We start from the raw sequence: 25,049 nt of genomic DNA, 5'->3' as shown, positions 1-25,049 counted from the left end.
GGATCAGCTCGGATCAGCTCACAGCTCAGCTCACGCGAGGCTGCGTGTGAGCAGCGCCTGCTTCACCTCTGCGATCGCCTGCGTCACCTGGATGCCGCGGGGGCATGCGTCGGTGCAGTTGAACGTCGTGCGGCAGCGCCACACGCCCTCGCGGTCGTTGAGGACCTCGAGGCGCATGTCTCCGCCGTCGTCGCGGCTGTCGAAGATGAAGCGGTGGGCGTTCACGATCGACGCGGGACCGAAGTACTGGCCGTCGGTCCAGTAGACCGGGCAGGACGTGGTGCACGATGCGCACAGGATGCACTTGGTCGTGTCGTCGAAGATCGCCCGGTCGTGCTGCGACTGGAGGCGCTCACGCGTGGGCTCGTTGCCGGACGTGATGAGGAACGGCATGACCTCGCGGTACGACTGGAAGAACGGCTCCATGTCGACGATGAGGTCCTTCTCCAGCGGAAGTCCCTTGATCGCCTCGACGGTGACCGGCTTGTCCGTGTTGAGATCCTTCAGCAGCGTCTTGCAGGCCAGGCGGTTGCGGCCGTTGATGCGCATGGCATCGGAGCCGCACACGCCGTGCGCGCACGAACGGCGGAAGGACAGCGAGCCGTCGATGTCCCACTTGATCTTGTGGAGGCCGTCGAGCACGCGATCCGTGCCGTACATCGTGACGGTGTAGTCCTCCCAGTGCTCTGCCTGGTCCTGCTCAGGGTCGAAGCGCGCGATCCGGAACGTCACGTCGAAGGACGGGATCTCGCCGCCGCCCCCGCCGCCCAGGTGGGCGGGGAGGTCGACCTTGGATGCGGGCTCTGCGGTCTGCGTGGTGTCTGCCATCAGTACTTACGCTCCATCGGCTGGTAACGGGTGATGACCACGGGCTTCCATTCGAGCCGCATGCCGGGGATTCCCTCGGACTCGGTCTCCGGATCCTTGTAGGTCATCGTGTGCTGCATGAAGTTCTCGTCGTCGCGGTCCGGGAAGTCCTCACGGAAGTGACCGCCGCGGGATTCCTTGCGGTGGATCGCGGCGACCGCGACGACTTCGGCGATCTCGAGCAGGAAGCCCAGCTCGACCGCTTCGAGGAGGTCGAGGTTGAAGCGCTTCCCACGGTCCTGGATGCCGATGTTCTTGTAGCGCTCGCGCAGGGCGCCGATGTCGTCCAGCGCCTTGCGGAGCGTCTCGTCCGTGCGGAACACCTGGGCGTTCGCGTCCATCGTCTCCTGCAGGTCGCGACGGATGTCCGCGATGCGCTCCGGTCCGTCGGACGTGCGCAGCGTCTCGATCATGTCGACGACGTACGCCGCCGGATCCTCCGGCAGCTCCGGCAGCACTGCGGTCTCCGCGAACTTCGCCGCACCGATCCCGGCGCGCTTGCCGAACACGTTGATGTCCAGCAGCGAGTTGGTGCCCAGTCGATTGGACCCGTGCACGGACACGCACGCCGTCTCGCCCGCCGCGTAGAGGCCGGGGACGACGTTCGTGTTGTTCGAGAGCACCTCTGCCTCGATGTTGGTCGGGATGCCGCCCATGCCGTAGTGCGCGGTGGGGAACACGGGGACGGGCTCCGTGTAGGGCTCGACGCCCAGGTACGTGCGGGCGAACTCCGTGATGTCCGGGAGCTTCTCGTCGATGTGCGCCGGTTCGAGGTGCGTGAGGTCCAGGAGGACGTAGTCCTTGTTGGGTCCGCAGCCGCGGCCCTCGCGGACCTCGTTCGCCATCGAGCGGGCGACGATGTCACGCGGAGCCAGGTCCTTGATCGTGGGGGCGTAGCGCTCCATGAAGCGCTCGCCGTCCACGTTGCGCAGCACGCCGCCCTCACCGCGGGCCGCCTCCGAAAGGAGGATGCCCAGGCCGGCGAGGCCCGTGGGGTGGAACTGGAAGAACTCCATGTCCTCGAGCGGGATGCCGCGGCGGTAGGCCACACCCACTCCGTCGCCCGTGAGGGTGTGTGCGTTCGACGTCGTCTTGAAGATCTTGCCGAACCCGCCGGTGGCGAACACGACGGACTTCGCGCGGAAGACGTGGATCTCACCGGTCGCGAGCTCGTAGGAGACGACGCCGGCGGCCTTCTTGACCCCGTCGACCTCGGTCATGAGGACGTCGAGCACGTAGAACTCGTTGTAGAACTCGACGCCGTGCTTGACGCAGTTCTGGTAGAGCGTCTGGAGGATCATGTGGCCCGTGCGGTCAGCGGCGTAGCAGGCGCGGCGGACCGGTGCCTTGCCGTGGTCACGGGTGTGGCCGCCGAAGCGACGCTGGTCGATCTTCCCCTCGGGCGTGCGGTTGAAGGGGAGACCCATCTTCTCGAGGTCGAGGACCGCGTCGATGGCTTCCTTCGCCATGACCTCCGCAGCGTCCTGGTCGACGAGGTAGTCGCCGCCCTTGACGGTGTCGAAGGTGTGCCACTCCCAGTTGTCCTCCTCGACGTTCGCGAGCGCCGCGCACATGCCGCCCTGCGCTGCGCCGGTGTGGGACCGGGTCGGGTAGATCTTCGTCAGCACCGCAGTGCGCGCGCGCTGACCCGATTCGATGGCCGCGCGCATGCCGGCGCCGCCGGCACCGACGATGACGACGTCGTACTCATGTACCTGCATAGGTGTCAGAACTCCTTTGGAAGCCTCAGAGGGCTTCGCAGAACTTGGGGAGGAGGCTCGGGTCCGCCCCGGCAGGGCACGGCTCGAACGTGAAGATGACCAGCGTGCCGAGCACGATGACGACGGCGGATGCCACGTAGAGGACGAACTGCAGCGTCAGGCGCGTGCCGGGGCGCTCCGCGTAGTCGAGGATGATCGTGCGGACGCCGTTCGTGCCGTGGACCATCGCGAGCCACAGCATGGTGAGGTCCCAGATCTGCCAGAACGGGCTGGCCCACTTGCCGGCGACGAAGCCGAAGTCGAGCTGGTGCACGCCGTCGCCCATCCAGAGATTGACGATGAGGTGGCCGAAGATCAGGACGACCAGGATGACGCCGGACAGGCGCATGAACAGCCAGGCGCCCAGCTCGAAGCCGGAGCCCTTGGCCTTGGACCGCTGGTATCCGGCGCGCGGTGCGGGGATGGTGGGGGCACTCATCAGAGGATTCCTCCCAGCGAGTTCGGGATGTGACGCCACAGGAAGCCGACCATGACGACGAGCCAGAGGCCCATCGCGACCCAGAAGAGTGTCTTGTGGTGCTTGGTGCCGCCCTTGAAGAAGTCGACGGCGACGACGCGGAGTCCGTTGAATGCGTGGAAGGCGATCGCTCCGACGAGAACGACCTCACCGAACGCCATGAGCGGGGACTTGTACGTGTCGATGACTGCGTTGTAGGCCCCGGGGGACACGCGAACGAGTGCTGTATCGAGCACATGCACCAGCAGGAAGAAGAAGATGCCGACGCCGGTCACACGGTGCAGGACCCATGACCACATGCCTTCTCTTCCGCGATACAGAGTGCCTGTTGAGGCCTTGGCCACGGGGCATCCTCCAGTGTGGATTGCGGACGGTTGTGTACTCGTTGAAAAGTACGCCGCGACGACGGACTGCGCCAATCGCCGGTCCCACGAGCTTCTCACAGTCTCCATTTTTCCTGTGAATGAGTGGTACGCGCGTCCCGCACCTCGAGAGGATTCGTTTCAGCTGACTATTAGCGAACACTCCCATGTCGCAATACGTGTCGCATCGCGTCGTCTCTGACCGCTTCTGCGCGTCTGGGGCCATCGCGGCCAGTCGCCCGACCCCGGTGTGTTGGGGTGCGCGAGGAGTGGCGCGTGGAGAAGAATGGGCGGGATGATCGAGAACTTCCACGCCGTGATCCCCGCGGGAGGATCCGGCACGCGGCTCTGGCCGGTGTCGCGCACTGCCCGTCCCAAGTTCCTCCACGACATCCTGGGCACGGGCAGCACGCTGCTCCAGTCGACGTGGGAGCGGACGGTCGGGCTGGCCGCCCCTCAGCGCACCTGGGTCGTCACGGGGCGCGGACATGTGGATGCGGTGAGGGAGCAGCTGCCCGATCTGCTCAGCGACCGCGTCGTCGCGGAACCGTCCCCCAAGGACTCCGCGGCCGCGATCGGGCTCGCGACGATGCTCATCCACCGTGAGGACCCGGACGCGGTCATCGGATCGTTCTCCGCGGATCACTCGATCACGAACACGGGGGAGTTCCTGTCCGTCGTCGAGCAGGCGGCGGCCGCCGCGGCCGCAACGGGGGACATCGTGACGATCGGGATCACTCCCACCTATCCGGCGACGTCGTACGGATACATCGAGACCGGCGATCTGCTGCGGATCCCCGATGCACCCACGGCCCGGCGCGCGGCCGCTTTCGTCGAGAAGCCCGATGCGGCCACCGCGCGCACGTACGCCTATTCGGGCGGCTACCGGTGGAACGCCGGCATGTTCATCATGCGCGCTGCGGTGCTCCTGGAGCTGCTCGAGGAGCAGGCGCCCGCTCTCCATGCGGGGCTCACGCGGATCGTCGACGCCTGGCACACGCCCGACCGCGATGCGGTCCAGTCCGAGGTCTGGCCGACCCTGGAGAAGAAGGCGATCGACTACGTGGTCGCGGAGCCCGCCGCCGCTGCGGGCCGCGTCATCGTCGTCCCCGGGGACTTCGGCTGGGACGACGTGGGCGACTTCGACTCCGTCGCGAAGCTGCGCCAGCCGGTCCCGGGCGAGGTCCACGGGGTCTCCGCGATCGGGGAGGGCGTGGATGTGGTCGATGTCGAATCACGCGGGGTCGTGATCTCCGAGACCGGGCGGCTCGTGGCGCTGGTGGGCGTCGAGGACCTCGTGGTCGTCGACACCGACGATGCGGTGCTCGTGACGTCGCGCGCATACGCGCAGCAGGTGAAGGAGGTCGTCGCCCGCGTCAGGGAGGCGGGCCGCGACGAACTCCTCTGAGGGGAAGTCCTTTGAGGAGAAGTCCTCTGAGACGAGTTCCTCTGAGACGAGCTCCTCGAAGGGGAACGGGCCCGGACAGGTGCGGGCAGCGGCGGAAGTAGACTCGGGGCCCAGCCGCACGAATCGCGGCTGCCCCGCCGTGCACGCGCTGCGCAAGGGACTGGAATGAGCGGGAAGAGGGCGTACGTGACGATCGAGAAGTCGGAGGCACACAGTGCGGAGAGCATCCTCGCGGAGTTCGATGACGAGCTGATCGCCTTCCGTCGGGACATCCACGCGCACCCGGAGCTGTCGTTCGAGGAGCACCGCACGACCCGTGTGATCGCCGACCGACTCCGTGCGGCGGGCCTCGTTCCGGAGTTCGTCACCCCCACGGGTCTGATCTGCGATGTGGGGGAGGGGCCCGTGTCCGCGGTGCTGCGTGCGGACATCGATGCGCTGCCCCTGGACGACCTCACGGGCCTCGACTGGGCATCGACCGTGCCCGAGGTCGCACACGCCTGCGGTCACGACGTCCACCTCGCGGCCCTGCTGGGTGCGGGGCTGGCGCTGGACCGCCTGCATCGGGAGACGCCCGGCGGGCTGGGTGCGACGATCCGCCTGGTGTTCCAGCCGGCCGAGGAGGTCACGCCCGGCGGTGCCCTCACGATGATCGGAGAGGGCGTCCTCGAGGGCGTGCGGAGATCGTATGCACTGCACTGCGATCCGAACGTCGACGTGGGGAGCGTGGGTTCCCGGATCGGCCCGATCACCGCGGCGGGAGACACCGTCATCATCCGTCTGAACGGGCACGGAGGGCACACGTCCCGCCCGCACCTGACGGAGGACCTCGTCTACGCCCTGAGCCGGCTGGCCACCGATCTGCCGGCGACCCTGTCGCGCCTCATCGATCCCCGGCATGCGATCTCGCTGGTCTGGGGGCACATCGAGTCCGGGCACGCCCCGAACGCGATCCCCAGCACGGGCCTGCTGACCGGGACGCTGCGCTGCCTGGACGTGGACGGCTGGAACCAGGTCGCCGAGGTCCTGCCCGACCTGGTCGACCGGATCGCCGGGCCGTACGGGGTCGAGGTCGATCTGGACCACCGCCGCGGGGTGCCTCCCGTCGTGAATACGGAGCCCGAGGTGTCGCTCGCGGAGGCCGCCGTGCGCGAGGTCCTGGGTCCGGAATCCGTCCAGCTCACCCCGCAGTCGATGGGCGGCGAGGACTTCGCGTGGTACCTGGCGCACACTCCCGGCGCGCTCATCCGCCTGGGCACCCGCACTCCGGGCGGGCGGACCTACGACCTCCATCAGGGCGACCTGGTGATCGACGAACGCGCGATCGCCGCCGGTGCCCGTGTCCTGTGCGCGATCGCGCTGCGTGCGATCGCGGACGATGCGGGAGCAGCGGAACCGTTCGCCGACCCGTCGAGCTCGGGACGGGTGTGAACCGATGCCGCGGAGCGTGCGCCTGAGGCTCGGGGCGACTGCCGGCCTCCTGGCCATGGGGTTCGGGGTCTCCGGCTGCGGTGGCGCAGTCGACGAGCCCACCGGGATCGTGCGCACCTCCGCGTGCGCGGTGTCAGCGCCTGCCGGCTTCGCCGATGCGGGCATGGGTGCGGCCGTCCTGGACGAGGTGCGGACCGCGGCGAACGAGGGCGTCGTGGACACCACCAGCTCGCAGCGCGTGAGCACGGCGGCGCAGACGCAGGCGGCGCTCGAGCGCTTCGCGGCCGACGGCTGCACACTCAGCGTGCTCGTGGGCCCCGGTGGTGCGGGAGCCCTGTCACAGGTCGCCGCCGACAACCCGGACCGCGCGTTCCTCGCGGTGGGGCCCGGCACGGATGCCGGCCAGCCCGACAACGTCCTCACCGTCGACTTCGACCTGCGTGAGTCGGCGTACCTGGCCGGGTACGCGGCTGCGAGCGCCACGCGCACGGGCACCGTCGCCGTCTCCACGGCCAAGGGGCAGTTCCAGGGCGCGGAGCTGCTCGCCGCGTTCGACGAAGGCGTGGACGCCCGCGCCGACGAGGCCGACGGCGACGTGACGGTCGTGGATGAGGGCGCTATCGAAGTGCGTACCCTGGACGACACGACCTCCGCGGGAGTCGAATGGGCCGAGTCCGCGGCGGCCGACGGTGCGGACGTGCTCGTGCCCTTCGGATCGGCCTCGCCCCAGGGCGTCGCGGAGCACATCGACGAGCTCGCAGAGGAGGCGGCGGAAGCCGACGAGTCGCAGGACGACGAAGACGACGAGGCCGACGCCGCAGCAGGAGACGACGCTGCGGATGCCGACGACCAGAGCACGGGCGACCGGGAGTCCGGAGAGGATCCCGTGGGGACCTCGGCGGAGGACGAAGATCTGCCCGTCCTCATCTGGTACGGATCGGACGGGTCGAAGACCCTCCCTCGTCCCGTGCGCAACCAGGTCGTCGCCTCGATCATCCCGGACGTCGGACTCGGGATGAGGGCCGTGCTCACCGGCTGGCCGGGTGAGGGGGAGGAGCCGGAGGGCCTCGTGCGCAGCGCGGAGCCCGGCGCGGACTCCGCTGCGGGAACAGCGGGGGGCCCGGCGGACGATTCGGACGAGGACGTCCGGGAGGCAGTCCCGGAGCTCGTGGGCGGGCTCGAGGTGCGCGCCCGCCGTGCGGTCGGCGACCTGGACAACGGCGGAGTCGCCGTCGTCGCGAGCGACGGGGTGCTCGGATCCATCACGGGTCTGGGACGCGCGCTCGCGGATGAGAGGGAGCGGCTCGACGAGGAGCAGGACGAGGCCGACGAGGAGTGAGGCCGAAAGGTGACGCCGACGGGTGGAGACGGGTGACGCAGACGGATGGAGCAGATGCGCGCCTCCGGTAGTCTGAGGGCGTGGATCCTGAACTCTTTCCGACTCCTGCAGGAGTCGACGCCGATGACCCCATCCTGAACCTGCCGAAGGTGTCACTCCATGACCACCTGGACGGCGGTCTGAGACCCGCGACGATCGTCGAGCTGGCGGCGGAGGCGGGCCATGAGCCGCCCACGACGGACCCGGAGGCGCTGCGTGCGTGGTTCTCCGAGTCCGCTGATTCGGGCGACCTGCCCCGCTACCTCGAGACCTTCGACCAGACGCTCGCCGTCATGCAGACGGCTCCGGCGCTCACGCGGGTCGCGCGCGAATGGGTGCTCGACCAGGTGGCCGACGGCGTCGTCGTCGCGGAAGCGCGGTGGGCCCCGGAGCAGCACCTGCGCGGCGGGCTGACGCTCGACGGCGCGGTCGAGGCCGTGCAGGCCGGCATCGACGAGGGCACCGCCCTCGCGGCACAGGCGGGCAAGTCGATCCGCGCCGGTCAGATCGTGACCGCCATGCGCCAGGCCGACCGGTCGCAGGAGATCGCCCAGCTGGCGCTGCGCCACCGCGACGCGGGGGTCGTGGGCTTCGACATCGCCGGACCGGAGGCGGGCTTCCCCCCGGCCGCCCATCTCGAAGCGTTCGACATGCTGCACCGTGCGGGCTTCCCCGTGACGATCCACGCCGGCGAAGCCGACGGAGTCGAGTCGATCCATGGGGCGATCCACGTGTGCCACGCACAGCGGATCGGCCATGGCGTGCGGATCACAGACGACTTCGCGCAGTGGGCGGCGGCCGCGGCCGTCGACGGCGTCATGGGCGATGTGGACGGCGACGGAGTGGAGACGGCCCCGGAGATGGGGCGCGTCGCAGCGTGGCTGCTCGACCAGCAGGTGCCGCTGGAGCTGTGCCCTTCGTCGAACCTGCAGACGGCCGCGGCGACCTCGATCGCGGACCACCCGGTCACCCGGCTGAAGGAGTTGGGCTTCGCCGTCACGGTCAATCCGGACAACCGCCTCATGTCGGCGACGAGCGTGACCCGTGAGATGCGGCTGCTCGTCGATGAGGCGGGGTGGACCATCGACGATCTGGAATGGGTCACGGTCACCGCGCTGGGGTCCGCGTTCCTGCCGTACGGAGTCCGCGAGGCGATCATCGACGAGCAGCTGGTCCCCGGCTTCTCCCGGGCGCACCTGTGACGGGATCCGCTTCGTCCTCGCAGGCGGCGGGAGCGCCGGACGCCCTCCCGCGCAGGCCCGGCCCGCTCTATGTGGCGATGGGCGTCGTGCTGCTCGAGGCGCTGGTCCTGCTGGGATCCGCCGTCGCGTTCCTCGTCATGTCGGGGACCGGCGGTGAACTGGGCACGTCGCTGATCGCTTTGTGCGTGATGTTCGCGATCCTGGGCATCGGGCTGCTCGTGGTCGTCAGATCCCTGTGGTCCATGCACCGCTGGTCCCGTCCGGCGACCATCGCGTGGCAGCTTCTGCAGGCGCTCTTCGGGATCTCGACGTTCGGCGGCGGCCCGCTGCTGGCCGCCGCGGCGATCGTGCCCGCGGTCGCCTGCGTCATCGCGCTGTTCACGCCGTCCGTCATCCGCGCGTTCGACGTCTCGATCGCGTACTACATGGCGCATCCGTCAGCGCCGGCACCGCCGCCCAAGCGCTGGTGACCGGGGGCGGACTGCTGGTTCGCCCGTCCGGTCGGCTCGGAGGCGCCGCATCGGTGGCTGACCGGGGGCGCTCAGCCCTCGTCGCTCAGGTACGGCTCGCAGGCCTCGAGCAGGAAGTCGCCCGCTGACTCGCCGTCCGTGTCTGCCAGCGCGGAGCCCGTGCGCTGGATGCCCCACCAGACCGCGGGCGAGGCGCCCCACTGGAGGCGCAGCTGCTCGCGCTGCTCGGCGTCGTCCTCGCGGATGACATCGGCGAGGACCTGCGATGCGGCCTGGATCCGATCGTTCGCGTCGTCTGCAGTGCAGCGGGCCTCGTCATCCGGGCCCTGGGGGAGCAGATCCGACCGCGTCTCCGTATCCACCACGGTGAGGGAGAAGGCGGAGCCTCCCAGCTGCTCGACCTCCACGGTCGCATCGAGCAGGTAGAAGCCCGACTGGCCCTCCGTGATGGCGGATGCGTCGTCGACGGTGATGCTCACGCTGTCCGGCGTGTCGGGGGTGAGCGTGGCCTCGCCGTCCTCCGGCACCTCCTGGTACGTGTGGACCCAGGCGTGCACGTACGCGTCAGTACCGGATTCGACGGCCTGCGCGAGGCCCTGCCAGACGGGGTCCGTCTCCTGCGGACCGCCCGGGCTCACATCGATGACCGGCGTGACGTCGAGGTCGGAGGGCGTGGGCACCGATGTCACGTCCTCGGCAGACACGGAGGGCGTTTCGACGGGGCGCTCGGCGTCGACCACCTGGCAGCCGGTGACCAGGACGGCGGTACTGATGCCGGCGATGGAAAGGGCTGTACGGGACCCGGCGCGACTGCGGAACGGCATGGCACGTGACATGAGAAGGATCCTCGGGTCGGGGAAGAGGAGGACGATCCCGGCCAGTCTACGCGGAGTATTCTTCCGGTTCCGCGGAACCGGCGCCGGGCACGACCGCTTCGACGCTCACGACGAGGTGGCGCAGCGAGTCGGCGAGGGATGAGCATTCGTCCTCATCGAGCGCCTTGAGCATCTGCGCTTCGAGATCGAGGAAGTCGGAGAGCGCGTCGTCGACCTTCTGCCGACCGGCGGCCGTGAGCCTCACGAGGACTCCGCGGCGATCTGCAGGATCGCGCTGGCGCGACACCCAGCCGGCGCTCGCCAGCCGATCGATGCGGTTGGTCATCGTGCCGGAGGTGACGAGGAGCTCGACTGTGAGTGCGGAGGGCGACAGCTGGTAGGGATCGCCTGCTCGTCGCAGTGAGGAGAGGACGTCGAACGCCCACGTCTCCAGCCCGTGGGAGGCGAAGACCGCCTTCCTCCTGCGGTCCAGCTGACGGGAGAGGCGTGTGACGCGGGAGAGCACCTCCATGGGCGCGACGTCGATGTCCGGACGCACATCGCGCCAGGCGGCGACGATCCGGTCGACCTCGTCCATTTCCTCATGCATGCGGCAAGGATACCTTGAGGTCAAGATTCTTTGTGCGAGAGTGATCGCCGTCGGGCGCTTCCGCTCCGCCTGCCGCGACGCCGACTCCCCGCAGCGCTCACGCGGCTGTAGCCATTCCCACACTCGTGCGACCCTCAAGAGGTCTAGACTGAGTTCCGGGTTAGACCCTCTGACGTCGACACACAGATGGAACCCGGCGCGGTCGCATGCATGCGGTGCCCGTCGGTGTCACAACACACGAAGGAATGACACGTGGATCTTTTCGAGTATCAGGCGCGTGACCTCTTCGAGGAGCACGGAGTCCCCGTGCTCCAGGCGAAGGTCGCAGACACCCCGGAGGACGCGAAGAAGGGTGCGGAGGCACTGGGCGGCGGCACCGTCGTCGTCAAATCGCAGGTGAAGATCGGCGGTCGCGGCAAGGCAGGCGGAGTCAAGCTCGCGCACAACCCGGATGAGGCCGCACAGCGTGCGGAGGAGATCCTGGGCCTCGACATCAAGGGACACGTCACCAAGCGGGTCATGATCGCCGAAGGCGCGGACATCGCGGATGAGTACTACTTCTCCATCCTGCTCGACCGTGCCAACCGCACGTACCTGGCCATGTGCTCCAAGGAGGGCGGCATGGACATCGAGCAGCTCGCCGTCGAGCGCCCGGACGACCTGGCGCGGGTTCCGGTGAATCCGCTGACCGGCATCGACGAGGCGAAGGCCCGCGAGATCGCTCAGGCGGCGGGCTTCGACGCGGAGACGACGGACAAGCTCGTCCCCGTCTTCCAGAAGCTCTGGGACGTCTTCCAGGGTGAGGACGCCTCGCTCGTCGAGGTGAACCCGCTCGTCCAGACCGGCGCCGGCGACATCATCGCGCTCGACGGCAAGGTCTCGATCGACGAGAACGCTGAGTTCCGCCACGAGAACCACGCGGAGCTGCGCGATCTCGACGCAGAGGACCCGCTGGAGCTCAAGGCGAAGAAGCTCGACCTCAACTACGTGAAGCTCGACGGCGAGGTCGGCATCATCGGCAACGGCGCGGGCCTCGTCATGTCGACGCTCGACGTCGTCGCGTACGCCGGTGAGGACCACGGCGGCGTGAAGCCGGCGAACTTCCTGGACATCGGCGGCGGCGCATCGGCAGAGGTCATGGCCAACGGCCTCGACGTCATCCTGGGCGATGACCAGGTCAAGAGCGTCTTCGTGAATGTGTTCGGCGGCATCACCGCGTGCGACGCAGTGGCAGACGGCATCGTGAAGGCGCTCGAGATCCTGGGCGATTCCGCGACGAAGCCGCTGGTCGTCCGCCTCGACGGCAACAACGTCGAGGAGGGACGCCGCATCCTGGACGAGGCGAACAACCCTCTCGTCACCCAGATCGACACCATGGACGGCGGAGCCGACAAGGCAGCCGAGCTCGCGGCGAGCCGCTGAGCCCTCGAAAGGACTGAACAGAACTATGGCGATTTTCCTCACGAAGGAATCCAAGATCATCGTCCAGGGCATCACGGGCGGTGAGGGCACGAAGCACACGGCCCGCATGCTCGCGGCCGGATCCGATGTCGTCGGCGGTGTGAACGCGCGCAAGGCCGGCACGACCGTCACGCACAAGGATGCGAACGGCGCGGACATCGAGCTCCCCGTGTTCGGCTCCGTCGGAGAAGCGATGGAGAAGACCGGCGCAGACGTGTCCGTCGCATTCGTGCCGCCGGCATTCTCCAAGGATGCGGCGTTCGAGGCGATCGACGCGGGCATCGGCATGCTCGTCATCATCACCGAGGGCATCCCGGTCCAGGACTCCGCCGCGCTGTGGGCGCATGCGACCGAGCTGGGCAACAAGACCCGGATCATCGGCCCCAACTGCCCCGGCGTCATCACCCCCGGCGAAGCGCTCGCGGGCATCATCCCGGCGAACATCACGAAGGCCGGCAAGATCGGCCTCGTGTCGAAGTCGGGCACGCTGACGTACCAGATGATGTACGAGCTGCGGGACCTCGGCTTCTCCACCGCGATCGGCATCGGCGGGGACCCGGTCATCGGCACCACCCACATCGACGCACTCGAGGCGTTCGAGGCGGATCCGGACACCGAGGCGATCGTCATGATCGGTGAGATCGGCGGCGACGCGGAGGAGCGCGCAGCCGATTTCATCAAGGCGAACGTCACGAAGCCCGTCGCGGGCTACGTCGCGGGCTTCACCGCTCCGGAAGGCAAGACGATGGGGCACGCCGGCGCGATCGTGTCCGGTTCGTCCGGCACCGCGGAAGCGAAGAAGGAGGCCCTCGAGGCCGCGGGCGTCAAGGTGGGCAAGACCCCCACGGAGACCGCTCAGCTGCTCCGCGAGCTGATCGGAGCGTGACCTCCCGCTGGGGAAACACCGCGTGAGCGGTGCCGCCCCAGCACACGGCGAAGGCCGCGGAACACCCCAGGGTGCTCCGCGGCCTTCGCCGTGTGCGCGGTCGGCCTCAGGGGGCCTTGACCGCGACGACGGGGACCGACGAGCCGAGGATGACCCGCTGCCCGGTCGATCCCATGAAGAGCTTGCCCACGGGGGAGCGCTTCCGCGAGCCGATGACGATCATGCTGATCTCCGGGTGCTCGTCCTCCAGCGCAAGCAGCTCCTCTGCCGCGTCGTTGCCGCGCAGATGCTGCACGAGCTCGAAGTCCACGCCGGAGTTCTCCAGGGTGAAGCGCACCTGGTCCATCTGCTTCCCGGCTGCGACTCCGGCCTCTTCGCGCTGCTCCCCGATCCCCGCGTTGACGACCAGCAGCTTCGTCGCGCGGACCTGCGCCTCTTCGATGGCGAAGTCGACGGCTGCGCGGCCCGCCGGGGTGGGGGTGAAACCGACGAGGATAGTCATGCTGCTCTCCTATGAGTACGTTCTTCGGTCGATCTGGCTTCAGCCTATAAGCACGTAGACTCTCGGTCATGCCCCGGTCTCTGCTGTCGGACGACGATTCTGCCTCCCACCGACGTCTGGCCGATGCCGACGCGGTGCTGGCCCGCTGGTCGGCCGACTGGCCGCAGGGCCATTCGGATGCCCGCATCCTCGAGGAGTACCTGGTCGGTCGTGCCGCCGGTGACCTCGACGTCTCCGGTCGTCCGGTGGGCGATGCCGGCGCCGCTGCAGGCGAGGTCGCCGCCCTCGATCGCGAGGTCGCCCACGACCGGACCGCACAGGCGACCGATGCCGCCGTGTCCACCGCGGTCCTGGACGATCCCGATGGGAGCCTCACCCTCGTCGCTGCACTCACGGGCGCGCACGCCACGGCAGGCTCGCACGCCACGGCCGTCGCGACGGACTCCGCATCCGCCGTGCACGCCTGCCGCCGGGCCGTGGAGGCCCTGCCGGACGCTGTGCGGTCGACGGTCGGCTTCCATGACACCGCTGCCGAGGCCGTAGCGGCGCTCGCACATGAGCCGACGCGGCTGCACGTCGTGGTGCATGCCTCCAAGCACATCGCCGTCCTGAGGGAGCAGCTGCGGCTGGTGGAGACCCTCGCGGCCGAGGTCGTGGTCGTCGGCCGGGAGAAGCACATGAGCCCGTCGCTGAACCGGCTCCTCGCCGAATCGTACGAACGCGTCGACGTGTCACCGGGTCGGGCGAAGTCACGACTGCTCATCGCCACCGGTCCGAAGAAGTCCCAGTCCGTCGCCAGTGCGTCGACAGCCGCGCATCCGGCGGCGATCAGCCGTCCACGGGTCCCGGTCCAGAATGCGGCGCCATCGCCCGCGCCGGGCGTGCCGGAGATCCTGGTGAGCGCCTTCCCCGGTGCCTTCGGAGGTGCGAGCGCAGATCCCGGTTCCCGGATCCTCGTCGATGCCCTCGCACGGCGACTGCCCGGGCTGGCCCCCGCCAGCGGGGACGGACGGACAGGTCCGTCTGCCCGCGTGCGGGTCCTGGACCTCGGGAGCGGGAACGGCTGGCTGCTCGCAGCGGTCGGCTCGCTCCTGCCGCACGCGTCGCTCTTCGGTGTCGATGATTCGAGGGCGGCGGTGGAGTCCACCGTGCTCACCGCCGCGTCTGTACGGGCGGGAGAGGAGCCTGCGGTGGTCCTGCATGCGGACGCCACGGGCCCGCTGCCATGGCAGGCGGACGACGACGGGGACCGCACGGCCAGCGCAGACGGCGAGGATTCGGAGGATCCCGCGGCCTTCGCCGAGGGCTCATTCGATCTCGTGACGCTGAACCCACCGTTCCACGATGGGACGAGCATGACGACGGACATCGCACACGATCTGATCGATGCCGCGGCCGCTCTGCTGAGGCCCGGCGGACGACTGATCGTGGTCTACAACTCGCACCTGCGGTACCGGTCCCACCTCCAGCACCGCTTCAGCGATGTGGAGCAGTGGGCGCGGGACCGTCGCTTCACCGTCGTATCCGGGACGAAGCCCGGAAGTGCGCGTGGGGAGACTCGAACTCCCACGTCCTGAGACACTGGAACCTAAATCCAGCGCGTCTACCTATTCCGCCACACGCGCGCTCCGGTGATTCTACAGCGGAGCGGACGGTCAGTCGTCGTCGATGCCCAGCTGCGTGCGGAGACGGGCCACGTGGCCCTTCGCGCGGACGTTGTACTGCGCGAGTTCGACTGTGCCCTCACCGTCGACGACGACCGTCGAGCGGATGACGCCCTGGACCACCTTGCCGTAGTTCTTCTTCTCGCCGAACGCCCCCCACGCGGTCATGACGGACTTGTCCGCGTCGGACAGCAGGGGGAAGGTGAGCCCGTCGCGCTCGGCGAACTGCGCGAGCTTCTCCGGCTTGTCGGGGGAGATCCCCAGCACTGTGATGCCCTGCGCCGTGAGCGCATCCAGGGAATCGCGGAAGTCGCATGCCTGCGTGGTGCAGCCGGGTGTCATCGCGGCGGGGTAGAAGTACACGACGACGCGGGATCCGCGGAAGTCGGACAGGCTGACGTCGTTCCCCTGTGCGTCCGGCAGTGTGAAATCAGGTGCGGTGTCGCCGGGCTCGAAGCGCGTCATGGGTGTGCTCTCCTCTGAAGAGTGTGTGTGTCGATGTGCCTCCCACCCTACTGGGGGCCGCGGACGCGGTAGGCTCGGATCTCGAAGGCGCATGCCGCGCCGCGAACACCATCGCCTGTGAGGAAGTGAGCGCATGTCCAGCAACGTGTACACCTCTGAAGTGACCGTCGACAATGCCTCGCGCGACCAGCTCTCCGAATCGATCCGGCTGCGCGAACAGCGCCTTGCCGCCGGCATCGACGAGCTCGTCGGGCGACTGCACCCGAAGGCGCTGACCGCACGCGCCGCGGATTCCGCGAAGTCCGTGGTCATCGACGAAGAGGGCCAGCCCAAGGTGGACCGTCTGGCACTGGCCGGAGGAGTCCTGCTCGTCACCGTCGCGACGATCGGATTCTTCGCCACCCGCAGCAAGCGTGGCTGATCCGACGGACGCTGCGCCGGGCAGCACCCCGGTGGCGGACGCGGCACCGGTCGTGCGGATACGGATGCTCCACGACCGTCTGCTGGTCCAGCCGGACAAGGATTCGGGGGAGCGGAAGTCGTCCGCGGGCATCGTGATCCCTGCGACGGCTGCCGTCGGCCGGAGGCTGGCGTGGGGTGTCGTCGCAGCTGCGGGCCCGCTGGTGCGACAGGTCGAGGTCGGCGATTCGATCCTGTTCGACCCGGAGGAGCTCGCTGAGGTGGAGATCGACGCCACCGCGTACCTGCTGCTGCGTGAGCGCGACGTCCATGCGATCGCAGAGCCTGACGACGACGAGTCGACCGGCATGTATCTCTAGGCAGTGGTCGTCGCGCAGACCAATGGCGCTGCGCACCCGCACATGGCGAAGGCCCGTCACCAGGTATGGAACCTGGTGACGGGCCTTCTTCTGTGCACCCCCCGGGACTCGAACCCGGAACCCACTGATTAAGAGTCAGTTGCTCTACCAATTGAGCTAGAGGTGCGCAACGAGAGATAACTATACATATCCGGTGGGCCACTTCCAACTCGGATCCCGCCTTGTCACGGAAGAGTGGTGGGCGTCACGAGGAGGGAGCTTGCAGACACCTGTCGGGGCCTGTTCGGGAGCGTGGTAGTGTATCCGTTTGTGAGCCGACTCTCAGGCGGTTCACAGTTCGGATGATGGTTGCGTCGCGGCGGATACGCCCGCGACAGCTTGAGTCGGAGAGCTCCAGGCGGTGACGCGCTGTAGAGCCACGCCCTTGGCGCCGGCCCCGCACCTCAGAGACCAGGGCGGTCGTGTGTCTTCACACAGTGGCTCCACCCTGCCCTGGCGCCGTCGGGCATGTCCGAACCGGAAGCCGTCCACACGAGTGGGTCGGCACGAATGCGAAGGGATGTGATTGATCGAGCGAGGGGCATTTGCGCGTCGCTAGATGACCTTCCGCGGATCTACGCCCCCGCGGGACGGGACGTGCAGGACCTGACCGCAGCCGGGAACCCCCGGGTGCGCAAGTTTCTCACCCAACGTCGAAAGGGAGGTGGCGCATGAATGACTCCTCTGCTGTGCAGTTCGGCGCCGTGACCGTCGTACTGCTGCTCGTCCTCTTCTACGGAGGCACCTACGCGATCTCGCGGGGCATCCGGAAGAAGAACGAGAACGCCGACGAGTACATGACCGCCGGCAACAAGATCGGCTTCGGCATCTCTGCCGCGAGTATGACCGCGACCTGGATCTGGGCCTCGTCGATGTACGCATCCGCGGCATCCGGCTACGAGTACGGGATCTCCGGTCCCATCCACTACGGGCTCTGGGGTGCCCTGATGATCCTCTTCATCTACCCCTTCGGCAAGCGCATCCGCAGTGTCGCCCCCAAGGCGCACAGCATCGCGGAGGTCATGCACGCGCGCCACGGCCGCTCGAGCCAGCTCATGCTCGCGGGATCCAACGTGGTGGGCAGCGTCATCAGCCTCATGTCGAACTTCATCGCGGGCGGCGTGCTCATCTCGATGCTGTCACCGTTCAACTTCATCCAGGGTGTCCTCGCGGTCGCCGCGGGCGTCCTGCTCTACACGCTGTGGTCGGGCTTCCGCGCCTCCGTGCTCACGGACTTCATCCAGGTCATGGCGATGCTGGGGGCGGTCGCGATCATCGTGCCGTTCATCTTCTTCGCCGCGGGCTTCCCCGCCGCGTTCGAGACGGGATCTGCGAACCTCACACCCGCGCAGGGCAACTTCTTCTCCAGTGAGGCCTTCCTGGGTCAGGGCGCTCCCTACATCGCCGCCGTGCTGGCCTACGCGATCGGCAATCAGACGATCGCGCAGCGCCTCTTCGCCGTGCGCGAGGACCTCATCAAGCCCACGTTCATCACAGCGACCGTCGGGTACGGCGCCATGGTGATCGGCGTCGGCATGATCGGTGTGCTCGCGCTCTACCTGGGCTTCGAACCCACCAACGGCGACGTCAACAACATCATCCCGGAGATGGCCGCGAGCTACCTCCCGGGCATCCTGCTCGCGCTGTTCTTCGTCATGATCATCGGCGCTCTGTCGTCGACGGCGGACTCGGACCTCGCGGCCCTGTCCTCGATCATGATGGCCGACATCTACGGCCAGAACGTCGCAGGCAAGGAGAAGGCGAACCCCAAGACGATGCTGTTCATCGGTCGTCTGACGATGGTCCTGGCATCCGCGGTCGCAGTCGCATTCGCCAGCCTGCAGCTGAACATCCTCGACCTGCTCGTGTTCGTCGGCGCGCTCTGGGGAGCACTCGTGTTCCCCGTGCTAGCCAGCTTCTACTGGGGCAAGGTCACCAATAAGGCGTTCACCACCGCTGTGATCGCAGCGCTCGTGATCTTCATCCCGGTGCGGTTCGAGCTGATCCCGCTCGTCGGGCCCGTCGGAATCCTCGTCGACATCCTGTCGGCCGTCGGCATCGCCGTCATCCTGGGCCTCATGTCGTTCGGGTTCTTCGGACTGCGCGTGGCGAAGATCGTCGCGGCCGCGGCGTTCCTGCTGTCGGCCCCGTTCGTCATCGGGTTCCTGCATGACTACGCGACGCTGAGCGCATCGCTCGTCGCCTACGCGGTGAGCACGCTCGTCTGCTACTTCATGTCCTTCCGCCAGAAGGACGACTTCGACTTCTCGCTCATCCGCAAGCGCACGGGTGACTTCGACGAGGCCGAGGATGAGGAGACGGCTGTGGCAGAGGCCTCAGTCGCACCTCGTGGAGCAGCAGGCCGCACCGCAGTGGCGATCGACGACGCCCCGCAGAGCCGTGGAGGATCGGCGACCGGTCCGACGAAGGAGGACAACTGACATGAGCGCAGGAATAGTCGCACTCACCGCGTACACCCTCGTGTGGCCGGTCCTGGTGGCGATCGTGATGATCGTCATCGGCCGCGCCTTCGTCCAGGAGTGGAAGGAAGCGCGGGACGAGGGGATCGACCTCGTCTGACCCGGGCTGACCGCACAGGAGGGCGGGGCGCCGCAGAGATCTGTGGCGCCCCGCCCTCATGTGGTGGGATGTGCTACGGAGGCTGGAGATCCGGCGCAGATCAGACGAGGGTGGCGCCCTTCGCCGCGAGCTCGTCCAGTGCTGCGCGGGAGGAGTCCTCGCCCACCCCGGCGACGAGGTCCGTGAGGATGCGCACCTCTGCGAGGTGGTCGAGTGCGTCCAGGCCCGAGGCGCGGACGCAGTGGTCGGTCGCGATGCCGACGATGTCCAGCCGCTGCGTGCCGGCCAGCAGGTCGGCCAGCCGGGTTCCGTCGTCGGTCACCCCGTCGAACGCGGAGTAGCCGTGTGCGCCCTGCCCCTTCTTCACGTGGTGGGTGAGCGGTGCGGTGTCGAGTTCCGGGTCGTACTCCGCTCCCGAGGTCCCTGCGACGCAGTGCACCGGCCAGGTCGAGACGAAGTCCGGTTCTCCGGTGGCGAAGTGGCCGTCGTTGTCGCCATCGGCGTCGTGCCAGTCACGGGAGCCGATGATCAGGTCGTAGTCGGATCCGCTGTCCCGCAGCAGGCGGGTGACGCCGGCGGCGACTGCATCGCCGCCGTCCACGCCGAGCGCACCGCCCTCCGTGAAGTCGTTCTGCACGTCGACCACGAGCAGTGCTGCGCCCGTCGTCACGCCTCGACCTCTTCCGGCATCCGCTCGACGGGGAAGTGCAGCGCGCGCTTCTCCGCGATCGCAGTGCGGAAGCGCTCGAGCAACTGCGCGTCAGGTGCCACCTCGTCCTGGTCGACGTAGGCGAAGTGGAGCGGCGACGACGCCGTGAGGTAGAAGGTCCGGTATCCCGACGCGCCCCCGATGATCACGTGGAACGTCACACGCACACCTCGGCCGTGATCGAACTCGTCGAACAGTGCGACTTCGAGTGTCCTGGCCTCGTGCGCGGGAAAGCTCAGTGCGAGCGAATTCTCCTTGTCGAGGCCGTAGACGAACGTGCCCTTTGCGGTCATAGTGTCCCCTTCCGGACGGCGGCGCCGGGTGTGCGGCGCCTGAGTGGACAGGAACACGGATCCGGTTCCCACACCTCACACGGTACGGGACATCCGGGCATCAGTCCCTGCGGCGTCGACCTGCCACGAAGAGGATGAAGGCGATCGCGGCCGCGCCGATCGCGACGACGACGCCGATCTGCCACGGCATGCCTGCGCCGTCGCCGTCTTCGGACGCGGAATCGGATGCGACGTCGTCCGAGGATCCGTCATCGCCGTTGTCTCCGTCACCGGGCTGTGTCGGCTCCTCGCCGTCCGGGGTGATCGCGTCGTCCTCGCCCGTGCCGGGCGGCTGGGGGACGGGATCGGAATAGTCGGGGCGCTGCGGACCGGTCGGCACCCAGTCGGCGTTCCCGTCGGGTGCGGACTCACGAGGACCGTGGCGATCGCCGTTGTCCGAGCCGTTGCCTGTCGAGGGGTCCTCTGTGAGGCCCCTGTCGTCACGCTCGCCGGACCCCGATCCGTCCTCGTCCGAGCCGTTCTCATCCGAGCCGTCGTCGCCCGTACCGCCGTCATCGCCGGAATCGTCGTCGTTCCCCTGGTCGCCGGAATCGTCTCCGTCATCGGGCTCAGTCGGCGCCGGGGAGGGCTCGGGGTCCTCGGTCGGCGGGGGAGTCGGGTCCTCCGTGGGGTCCGGTGTGGGCTCGGGGTCCTCGGTTTCCTCCGGCTCCGGTGAGCCTTCCCCTCCGTCGTCTCCGCCATCTTCGCCGTCGTCCGGCGTCGTTTCGGTGACCTCGCCGACAGTGCCGCCGTCGACGTCGAACTCGAACGTCCGATCGCCCTCGCCGTTCTCGCCCGGCCTGTAGGGGGTGTCACCGTCCTCGGTGGCGAGGTTGAGCGCGCCCGTATCCTCCTGCAGGACGAAATCCCTGTCCGGGTCTGGCAGGCGGATGATGATGCGATCGTCACTCTGGTCGGCCGAATCTCTGCTCACGGCTTCGAAGGGCCGGTCGTCAGAATCATCGAGTACGAAGGGCTCGTCCACTCCGTCCTGGTAGAGCGCGAAGGTGTCGATGCGCTCCGCCTTCTGGACCGCGTACGCGCCGTCCGGAAGCGTCGGGTCGTCACCGTCACCGTCGTCGTCATCGGCCTCGTGCGTCTCGTCGTCGTCCGGCTGGTCGGTCGGCGAGGGACTGGCGTCCGGGTCGGTAGTCGGCCGCGGCGATGGGCTCTGCGTCTCAGTCGCTGTGGGTGCCGGCGACGAGTCCGACCCAACCGGCGCAGTGAACCCGCTGGCCGTCACCTGTCCGAAGGCGGGCGCACCAAGGGTCGCGGGCGCGCTGACGAGCGCGACCGTCACGGCGGCGGAGAGTGCCGTGCGTGCGAACATGGGTGTGACCAAGGGGAATACCTTCTGTGGCGGCTGAGCCTGAGCGACCCTGTCATCCTATCCAGGGGTCGCGCGTCGGCGCGATCAGCACGTGGACAATTCGTACAAATCGCAGAGATCGTGTCGCGGATCGCAGTGATCGGTTGCACATCATCCCGGGTTCCACGTCATCCTGCAGGATATGCGGTGATCCGGTCGGCACCCGTGCGGGTGATCGCGAACCGCGCGTCGTCCGTCACGGCGAGGAGGTCGGCGTTGGTCGAGTACGCGGTCGGCGCGTCGGACAGCAGCCCGGCCGCGATGACCGGCTGACCCTCCATCGTTCCCGGCACCAGGTCTCCGCGGGGCTCTCCGAACTGCATGCCGGAATCCGTGCCGTCGAGCACGAGCAGGCCGGTGTCGAGGTCGTAGAGGTAGGGGCCGATCGACGCGAGTGAGTATCCCTGTCCGCGAGTCCACGCCGCGTCGCCGATGTCAGCGCTGGAGACTTCGTTGATCGATGCGACAGCTCCGTCGTCCAGGCTGTGGACGACGAGCTGGAGTCGATGACCGCTGTTCGTGCTGGCGCCGGGGTCACCCCACACGCTGATGGCGAGGCCGTGACCGGCGGACTTCCACTCCTTGATCTCCAGCCCTTCGCCGGGCTGCTCCAGCTCGACCTCCGTCTCCTCACCGGTGTCGATGTCCGTTCGGGACAGGGGGCCGTTGAACGGTGAGCTGATCAGCTCCTCCCCGTCCAGCGCCATCGGGGTGGAGCCCGGTGCGGGTGTCGGAACAGTGACGAGGCCGTCTTCCCCCAGAGTGCTGAGTGCGTTCCCGTCGCGGATCAGCACGGCGGTGCCTGCTGAGGAAAGACGGGCCTCAGGGGTCAGCTCGTATTCGATGGGGCGGGATTCTCCGTCGAGGAGGGCCTGCACCGTGCTGTCGTGCTGCCAGACGAGGGCCGGCTGACCGTCCACGGTGGTCTCTGCGGCGAAGGTCACGGACCCGTCGTATGACTCCTGGAATCGCTCTGAGCCGTCGGACGGGTCGATGATCGTGACCTCGTCGCCGTCGACCACGAGGACGCCGCGGGATGTCGCAGTCACAGACGCGTTCTGCGGCACGGTGGTCTCCCACGCTGCGTCGGAGGTGAACCCGGGCACCGGCGTGGTCGCCTCCGCCTGTGTCAGGGGGGCGCGCGTCGGGGCCTGCGAATTCTGCGCCGGAGCCGAATCCTCGGGCGTGGGGGTCCCGATGAAGTTCGGCAGGAAGAAGAGGACAGCGGCGAGGACGAGGAGCGCGATCAGCACGATGCTCGGGACGGTGAGTCGGGCGCTGCTCCGCTTCCGGCGAGCCGATGCGCTGCGGTGAGCGGCGGCCCGGCGCGTCATGGCGCGGTGAGGGTCGGAACCTCGCTCTGAGCTTGTCGGGCCCGAGGCCGTGCCGTTCGTGCTGCGAGCCGGAGTCCTGTCCGCCTCTGCCGGGGAGGGGGCGCGAGCGGAATCGCCTGACGGGACCCGATCGATGCGTCGGGGCGTTGACGTGGGCGGGGGAGCGGCAGGGCCCGAGAACGGCGTGCCGATGGGATAGGCAGGCCCTTCATCGTCCGGCGGGTGTGCCGGATCCGCCTGCGAGTCGGGAGCCGGCGCGCCCGCATCCGCAGGTGCGGTGTCCGGTGGCGACTGCGGTGCCGCGAGCGGCTGCGTCGGGACATCGGCCTCCGGCTCCTCCAGGATGTGGGGGTGGCTGCGGGGCTGGGCGGCGGGTTCAGTCCGCGGTTTGGCCGGCTGTGCGGACTCTGCGGACTGTGCCGATCGATCGTCGGGAGAGGCCGTGGGGGAGGAGGAGCCTGGCGGTCCTGCCAGCACCTGCCCGGTGGAGGCGATCGTGAGCGAGCGAAGCGTCGTGCCGTCGGAGATTGCCACTGCGACGTCAGCAGACGTCTCACGGGCCCAGAGGGTCAGCTGCGTCATCGCCGACCCCAGATCCGGATGCTCCGTGCTCTGGCCGGCGATCGTCACCTGGGCGCTGCGGTCCGGCGCCACGGTGATGCTCGCATGATGCATGACAGTCGGGACCCTCTGACTCCAAAACAGTAGTGGTGCGTTCTCCGGTGACGCGGACTGAGAACGCTGGATGCTTCTGAGCGCCCGCGTCGGCAGCGCAGTCCAGTCTAGGAGTGTGTATCACTCGGTACAGCACTCGCGGGCGCACTGAGTCCGAATAGTTACAGGCGCAGATGATCCCGGCGTCTGGTGCACCGCTGTGCGGACCGCTGGTGTCCCGGATCACGCGTCAGGTCCGCTGTGTGGACCGTGTGCGGTGAAACTCGAAGTGCTGCAGGATCGGGCGATCCTCGATTGGCGAACGGCCGGGAGAGGGTCTAAACTCTTCTCTGTTGCCTGCGTGCAGGCAGTGATGGTGGCTATAGCTCAGTTGGTAGAGCACCGCGTTGTGGTCGCGGGGGCCGCGGGTTCAAGTCCCGTTAGCCACCCCAAATGTGCGAGGTGTGAACTTTCGCCCGAGGAGCCATCCTCGGGCGGGGTTCGCACCTCGTTCTCGTTCCGGGCGTTGTCCGCCCAGGTCAGCGCATCTGCCTGGACCTCGCGGCTGGTCAGCGCGTCGAACGGTCGGGCGTACCCGGCCCGGACCTCTCCCTCTTCCTCGATGTAGATCTTGGTGAAGAAGGCTTGGTTGCACAGTCGGCGGTTCGCGTCGTCACAGCGGGCGTAGATGTCGGCCGCGTGCTCCAGCAGGTTCAGCGAGTCGTCCAGGTTGTTGCGAGCCGTGGCGTACTCGTCGTGGTGGGCATCGATCCGGTTCTTGATCGTCTCCAGCCCGCCGCTGATGCGGTCCTGTTCCTTCTTCAGCAGGTCCAGCGGGATCGCTCCGGCGTAGTGTGCCTGAAGCAGTTTGCCCTGCTCCTCCTCCAGCCGAGCCCGTTCCTTCGTCAGGTCCGACAGCGCGTCCGACTCCGAAGCCATGAGCGCGTCGAACTTGGCATGCAGATGTGCCCCCACGGCGTGCCGAGTCTCAGCACTGATCTGCACCTTCTCGTAGTGCCGCTCGACCAGCCGCTCGACCTCTTCGATGAGCATCGCCTGCCGGGTGCAGTCACCGCGCCGGGCGTGACGGTCGGCGCGGTCAAGTCCCGTGTAGTGGTGTAACGGTTGGATCCTTCGCTGAGGGGTCTCAGGCGCTGAGTTCGAGGGCGTGGTCGGGGTCGGTGCTCACCTCGCCTCCGGTGGTCTCGACGGACGTGAGTCGGCAACGGGCCAAGACCTCGAGTCCGAGGTAGCGGCGGCCTTCGGCCCACTCATCGGTCTGCTCAGCCAGCACCGCTCCGACCAGCCGCACGATCGCAGCTCGGTTGGGGAAGATCCCCACGGCGTCGGTGCGGCGGCGGATCTCGCGGTTGAGCCGTTCAGCTGGGTTGTTCGACCAGATCTGGGCCCAGACGTCCTTCGGGAACGTGGTGAAGGCCAGGATGTCCACCCGGGCCGCATCGAGGTGCTCGGCGACCTGCGGCAGCTTCTCGA

General features: G+C 68.2%; 26 protein-coding genes and 3 tRNA genes. 14 read left to right on the top strand and 15 right to left on the bottom strand.

The genetic code is table 11. The features are described from left to right. Positions 1-30 precede the first annotated feature (30 nt). Genes BSP109_RS06310 through sdhC form a run of 4 tightly spaced genes read right to left on the bottom strand, consistent with a single transcriptional unit; the run spans position 31 to position 3,449 of the window. The gene (locus tag BSP109_RS06310; protein WP_087007738.1) at positions 31-828 is read right to left on the bottom strand and encodes a succinate dehydrogenase iron-sulfur subunit; all 798 of its coding nucleotides are present in this window, start codon (positions 826-828) and stop codon (positions 31-33) included. Next, on the bottom strand, positions 828-2,588 hold the full coding sequence (gene sdhA, locus BSP109_RS06305; protein WP_087007740.1) for a succinate dehydrogenase flavoprotein subunit: 1,761 nt from the start codon (positions 2,586-2,588) through the stop codon (positions 828-830). The genes BSP109_RS06310 and sdhA overlap by 1 nt, the downstream gene beginning before the upstream one ends. 25 nt (positions 2,589-2,613) lie before the next feature. After that, entirely contained in the window at positions 2,614-3,066 is a 453-nt protein-coding gene (locus BSP109_RS06300; RefSeq protein WP_179207144.1) for a succinate dehydrogenase hydrophobic membrane anchor subunit, read from the bottom strand. After that, a complete protein-coding gene (gene sdhC / locus BSP109_RS06295) occupies positions 3,066-3,449 on the bottom strand; it encodes a succinate dehydrogenase, cytochrome b556 subunit (protein WP_087007744.1) in 384 nt (127 codons plus the stop codon). Before sdhC ends, BSP109_RS06300 begins: the two co-directional genes overlap by 1 nt. Before the next feature lie 313 nt (positions 3,450-3,762). Between sdhC and BSP109_RS06290 the strand changes: the two genes are divergently transcribed. The 5 genes from BSP109_RS06290 (at position 3,763) to BSP109_RS06270 (ending at position 9,356) form a co-directional block, all read left to right on the top strand. Beyond that, positions 3,763-4,875, top strand: coding sequence for a mannose-1-phosphate guanylyltransferase (locus tag BSP109_RS06290; protein WP_180959631.1), 1,113 nt, complete (start codon positions 3,763-3,765; stop codon positions 4,873-4,875). 165 nt (positions 4,876-5,040) lie between these two features. Next, positions 5,041-6,306, top strand: a complete 1,266-nt coding sequence (locus BSP109_RS06285; RefSeq protein ID WP_087007747.1) for an amidohydrolase — start codon at positions 5,041-5,043, stop codon at positions 6,304-6,306. A gap of 16 nt (positions 6,307-6,322) precedes the next feature. Continuing rightward, the gene (locus tag BSP109_RS06280; protein ID WP_180959630.1) at positions 6,323-7,645 is read left to right on the top strand and encodes a BMP family ABC transporter substrate-binding protein; all 1,323 of its coding nucleotides are present in this window, start codon (positions 6,323-6,325) and stop codon (positions 7,643-7,645) included. An 80-nt stretch (positions 7,646-7,725) separates the two neighbouring features. Continuing rightward, complete coding sequence (locus BSP109_RS06275) at positions 7,726-8,886, top strand: adenosine deaminase (protein WP_087007750.1); 1,161 nt, start codon at positions 7,726-7,728, stop codon at positions 8,884-8,886. Next, positions 8,883-9,356, top strand: coding sequence for a hypothetical protein (locus BSP109_RS06270; RefSeq protein WP_087007752.1), 474 nt, complete (start codon positions 8,883-8,885; stop codon positions 9,354-9,356). The genes BSP109_RS06275 and BSP109_RS06270 overlap by 4 nt, the downstream gene beginning before the upstream one ends. Before the next feature lie 71 nt (positions 9,357-9,427). On the opposite strand, the gene BSP109_RS06265 is transcribed toward BSP109_RS06270, so the two are convergent. Next, positions 9,428-10,192: a hypothetical protein gene (locus tag BSP109_RS06265; protein ID WP_087007754.1), complete on the bottom strand. Its 765-nt coding sequence runs from the start codon at positions 10,190-10,192 to the stop codon at positions 9,428-9,430. 46 nt (positions 10,193-10,238) lie between these two features. Continuing rightward, a complete protein-coding gene (locus tag BSP109_RS06260; protein WP_374700138.1) occupies positions 10,239-10,781 on the bottom strand; it encodes a MarR family winged helix-turn-helix transcriptional regulator in 543 nt (180 codons plus the stop codon). A gap of 252 nt (positions 10,782-11,033) precedes the next feature. On the opposite strand from BSP109_RS06260, the gene sucC reads away from it, so the two are divergent. After that, entirely contained in the window at positions 11,034-12,203 is a 1,170-nt protein-coding gene (gene sucC / locus BSP109_RS06255; protein WP_087007758.1) for an ADP-forming succinate--CoA ligase subunit beta, read from the top strand. A gap of 25 nt (positions 12,204-12,228) precedes the next feature. Continuing rightward, complete coding sequence (sucD, locus tag BSP109_RS06250) at positions 12,229-13,128, top strand: succinate--CoA ligase subunit alpha (RefSeq protein WP_087007760.1); 900 nt, start codon at positions 12,229-12,231, stop codon at positions 13,126-13,128. A 106-nt stretch (positions 13,129-13,234) separates the two neighbouring features. Here the strand turns inward: sucD and BSP109_RS06245 are convergent, their stop codons facing one another. Continuing rightward, entirely contained in the window at positions 13,235-13,630 is a 396-nt protein-coding gene (locus tag BSP109_RS06245) for a universal stress protein (protein WP_087007762.1), read from the bottom strand. A 68-nt stretch (positions 13,631-13,698) separates the two neighbouring features. Between BSP109_RS06245 and BSP109_RS06240 the strand changes: the two genes are divergently transcribed. After that, entirely contained in the window at positions 13,699-15,207 is a 1,509-nt protein-coding gene (locus BSP109_RS06240; RefSeq protein ID WP_101599748.1) for a class I SAM-dependent methyltransferase, read from the top strand. On the opposite strand, the gene BSP109_RS06235 is transcribed toward BSP109_RS06240, so the two are convergent. Together BSP109_RS06235 and bcp are read right to left on the bottom strand one after the other, a co-directional pair. Further along, a tRNA-Leu gene (locus tag BSP109_RS06235) sits at positions 15,174-15,255 on the bottom strand. The genes BSP109_RS06240 and BSP109_RS06235 overlap by 34 nt on opposite strands. Positions 15,256-15,285: 30 nt before the next feature. Next, positions 15,286-15,759: a thioredoxin-dependent thiol peroxidase gene (gene bcp, locus BSP109_RS06230; protein WP_179207147.1), complete on the bottom strand. Its 474-nt coding sequence runs from the start codon at positions 15,757-15,759 to the stop codon at positions 15,286-15,288. A gap of 133 nt (positions 15,760-15,892) precedes the next feature. On the opposite strand from bcp, the gene BSP109_RS06225 reads away from it, so the two are divergent. After that, positions 15,893-16,180: a DUF3618 domain-containing protein gene (locus tag BSP109_RS06225; RefSeq protein ID WP_087008378.1), complete on the top strand. Its 288-nt coding sequence runs from the start codon at positions 15,893-15,895 to the stop codon at positions 16,178-16,180. Positions 16,181-16,244: 64 nt separating this feature from the next. Continuing rightward, complete coding sequence (locus BSP109_RS06220) at positions 16,245-16,538, top strand: co-chaperone GroES (RefSeq protein ID WP_087008380.1); 294 nt, start codon at positions 16,245-16,247, stop codon at positions 16,536-16,538. A 93-nt stretch (positions 16,539-16,631) separates the two neighbouring features. Here BSP109_RS06220 and BSP109_RS06215 read toward each other — a convergent pair. Continuing rightward, positions 16,632-16,704 (bottom strand) — tRNA-Lys (locus BSP109_RS06215). 544 nt (positions 16,705-17,248) lie between these two features. Here BSP109_RS06215 and BSP109_RS06210 point away from each other — a divergent pair. Together BSP109_RS06210 and BSP109_RS17255 are read left to right on the top strand one after the other, a co-directional pair. Then, a complete protein-coding gene (locus tag BSP109_RS06210) occupies positions 17,249-19,018 on the top strand; it encodes a sodium:proline symporter (RefSeq protein WP_257944584.1) in 1,770 nt (589 codons plus the stop codon). A 1-nt stretch (position 19,019) separates the two neighbouring features. Beyond that, positions 19,020-19,157, top strand: coding sequence for a putative transporter small subunit (locus BSP109_RS17255; protein WP_180959629.1), 138 nt, complete (start codon positions 19,020-19,022; stop codon positions 19,155-19,157). Positions 19,158-19,257: 100 nt separating this feature from the next. On the opposite strand, the gene BSP109_RS06205 is transcribed toward BSP109_RS17255, so the two are convergent. From BSP109_RS06205 to BSP109_RS06190, 4 genes are all read right to left on the bottom strand, one after another. Next, a complete protein-coding gene (locus BSP109_RS06205; protein ID WP_087007768.1) occupies positions 19,258-19,827 on the bottom strand; it encodes an isochorismatase family protein in 570 nt (189 codons plus the stop codon). Continuing rightward, positions 19,824-20,159 carry a hypothetical protein gene (locus BSP109_RS06200; RefSeq protein WP_087007770.1) on the bottom strand — a complete coding sequence of 112 codons (336 nt, stop codon included), beginning with the start codon at positions 20,157-20,159 and terminating at the stop codon, positions 19,824-19,826. The genes BSP109_RS06205 and BSP109_RS06200 overlap by 4 nt, the downstream gene beginning before the upstream one ends. Before the next feature lie 100 nt (positions 20,160-20,259). Further along, entirely contained in the window at positions 20,260-21,540 is a 1,281-nt protein-coding gene (locus BSP109_RS06195) for a hypothetical protein (RefSeq protein ID WP_146001091.1), read from the bottom strand. Positions 21,541-21,695: 155 nt separating this feature from the next. Further along, entirely contained in the window at positions 21,696-23,576 is a 1,881-nt protein-coding gene (locus BSP109_RS06190; RefSeq protein WP_101599745.1) for a hypothetical protein, read from the bottom strand. Positions 23,577-23,931: 355 nt separating this feature from the next. Here BSP109_RS06190 and BSP109_RS06185 point away from each other — a divergent pair. Then, a tRNA-His gene (locus BSP109_RS06185) sits at positions 23,932-24,007 on the top strand. 247 nt (positions 24,008-24,254) lie between these two features. Then, a complete protein-coding gene (locus BSP109_RS06180) occupies positions 24,255-24,677 on the top strand; it encodes a hypothetical protein (RefSeq protein WP_101599744.1) in 423 nt (140 codons plus the stop codon). A 25-nt stretch (positions 24,678-24,702) separates the two neighbouring features. On the opposite strand, the gene BSP109_RS06175 is transcribed toward BSP109_RS06180, so the two are convergent. After that, positions 24,703-25,049: transposase (locus BSP109_RS06175; protein ID WP_180959628.1), on the bottom strand; the 347-nt coding region annotated here is incomplete at its 5' end.

It is taken from the genome of Brevibacterium sp. Mu109 (genome assembly GCF_900169375.1).
In the GTDB taxonomy this organism is placed as follows: domain Bacteria; phylum Actinomycetota; class Actinomycetes; order Actinomycetales; family Brevibacteriaceae; genus Brevibacterium; species Brevibacterium yomogidense_A.
The sequence above is the reverse complement of the archived record's forward strand: the minus strand, read 5'-3'. Positions and strand labels throughout refer to the sequence as shown.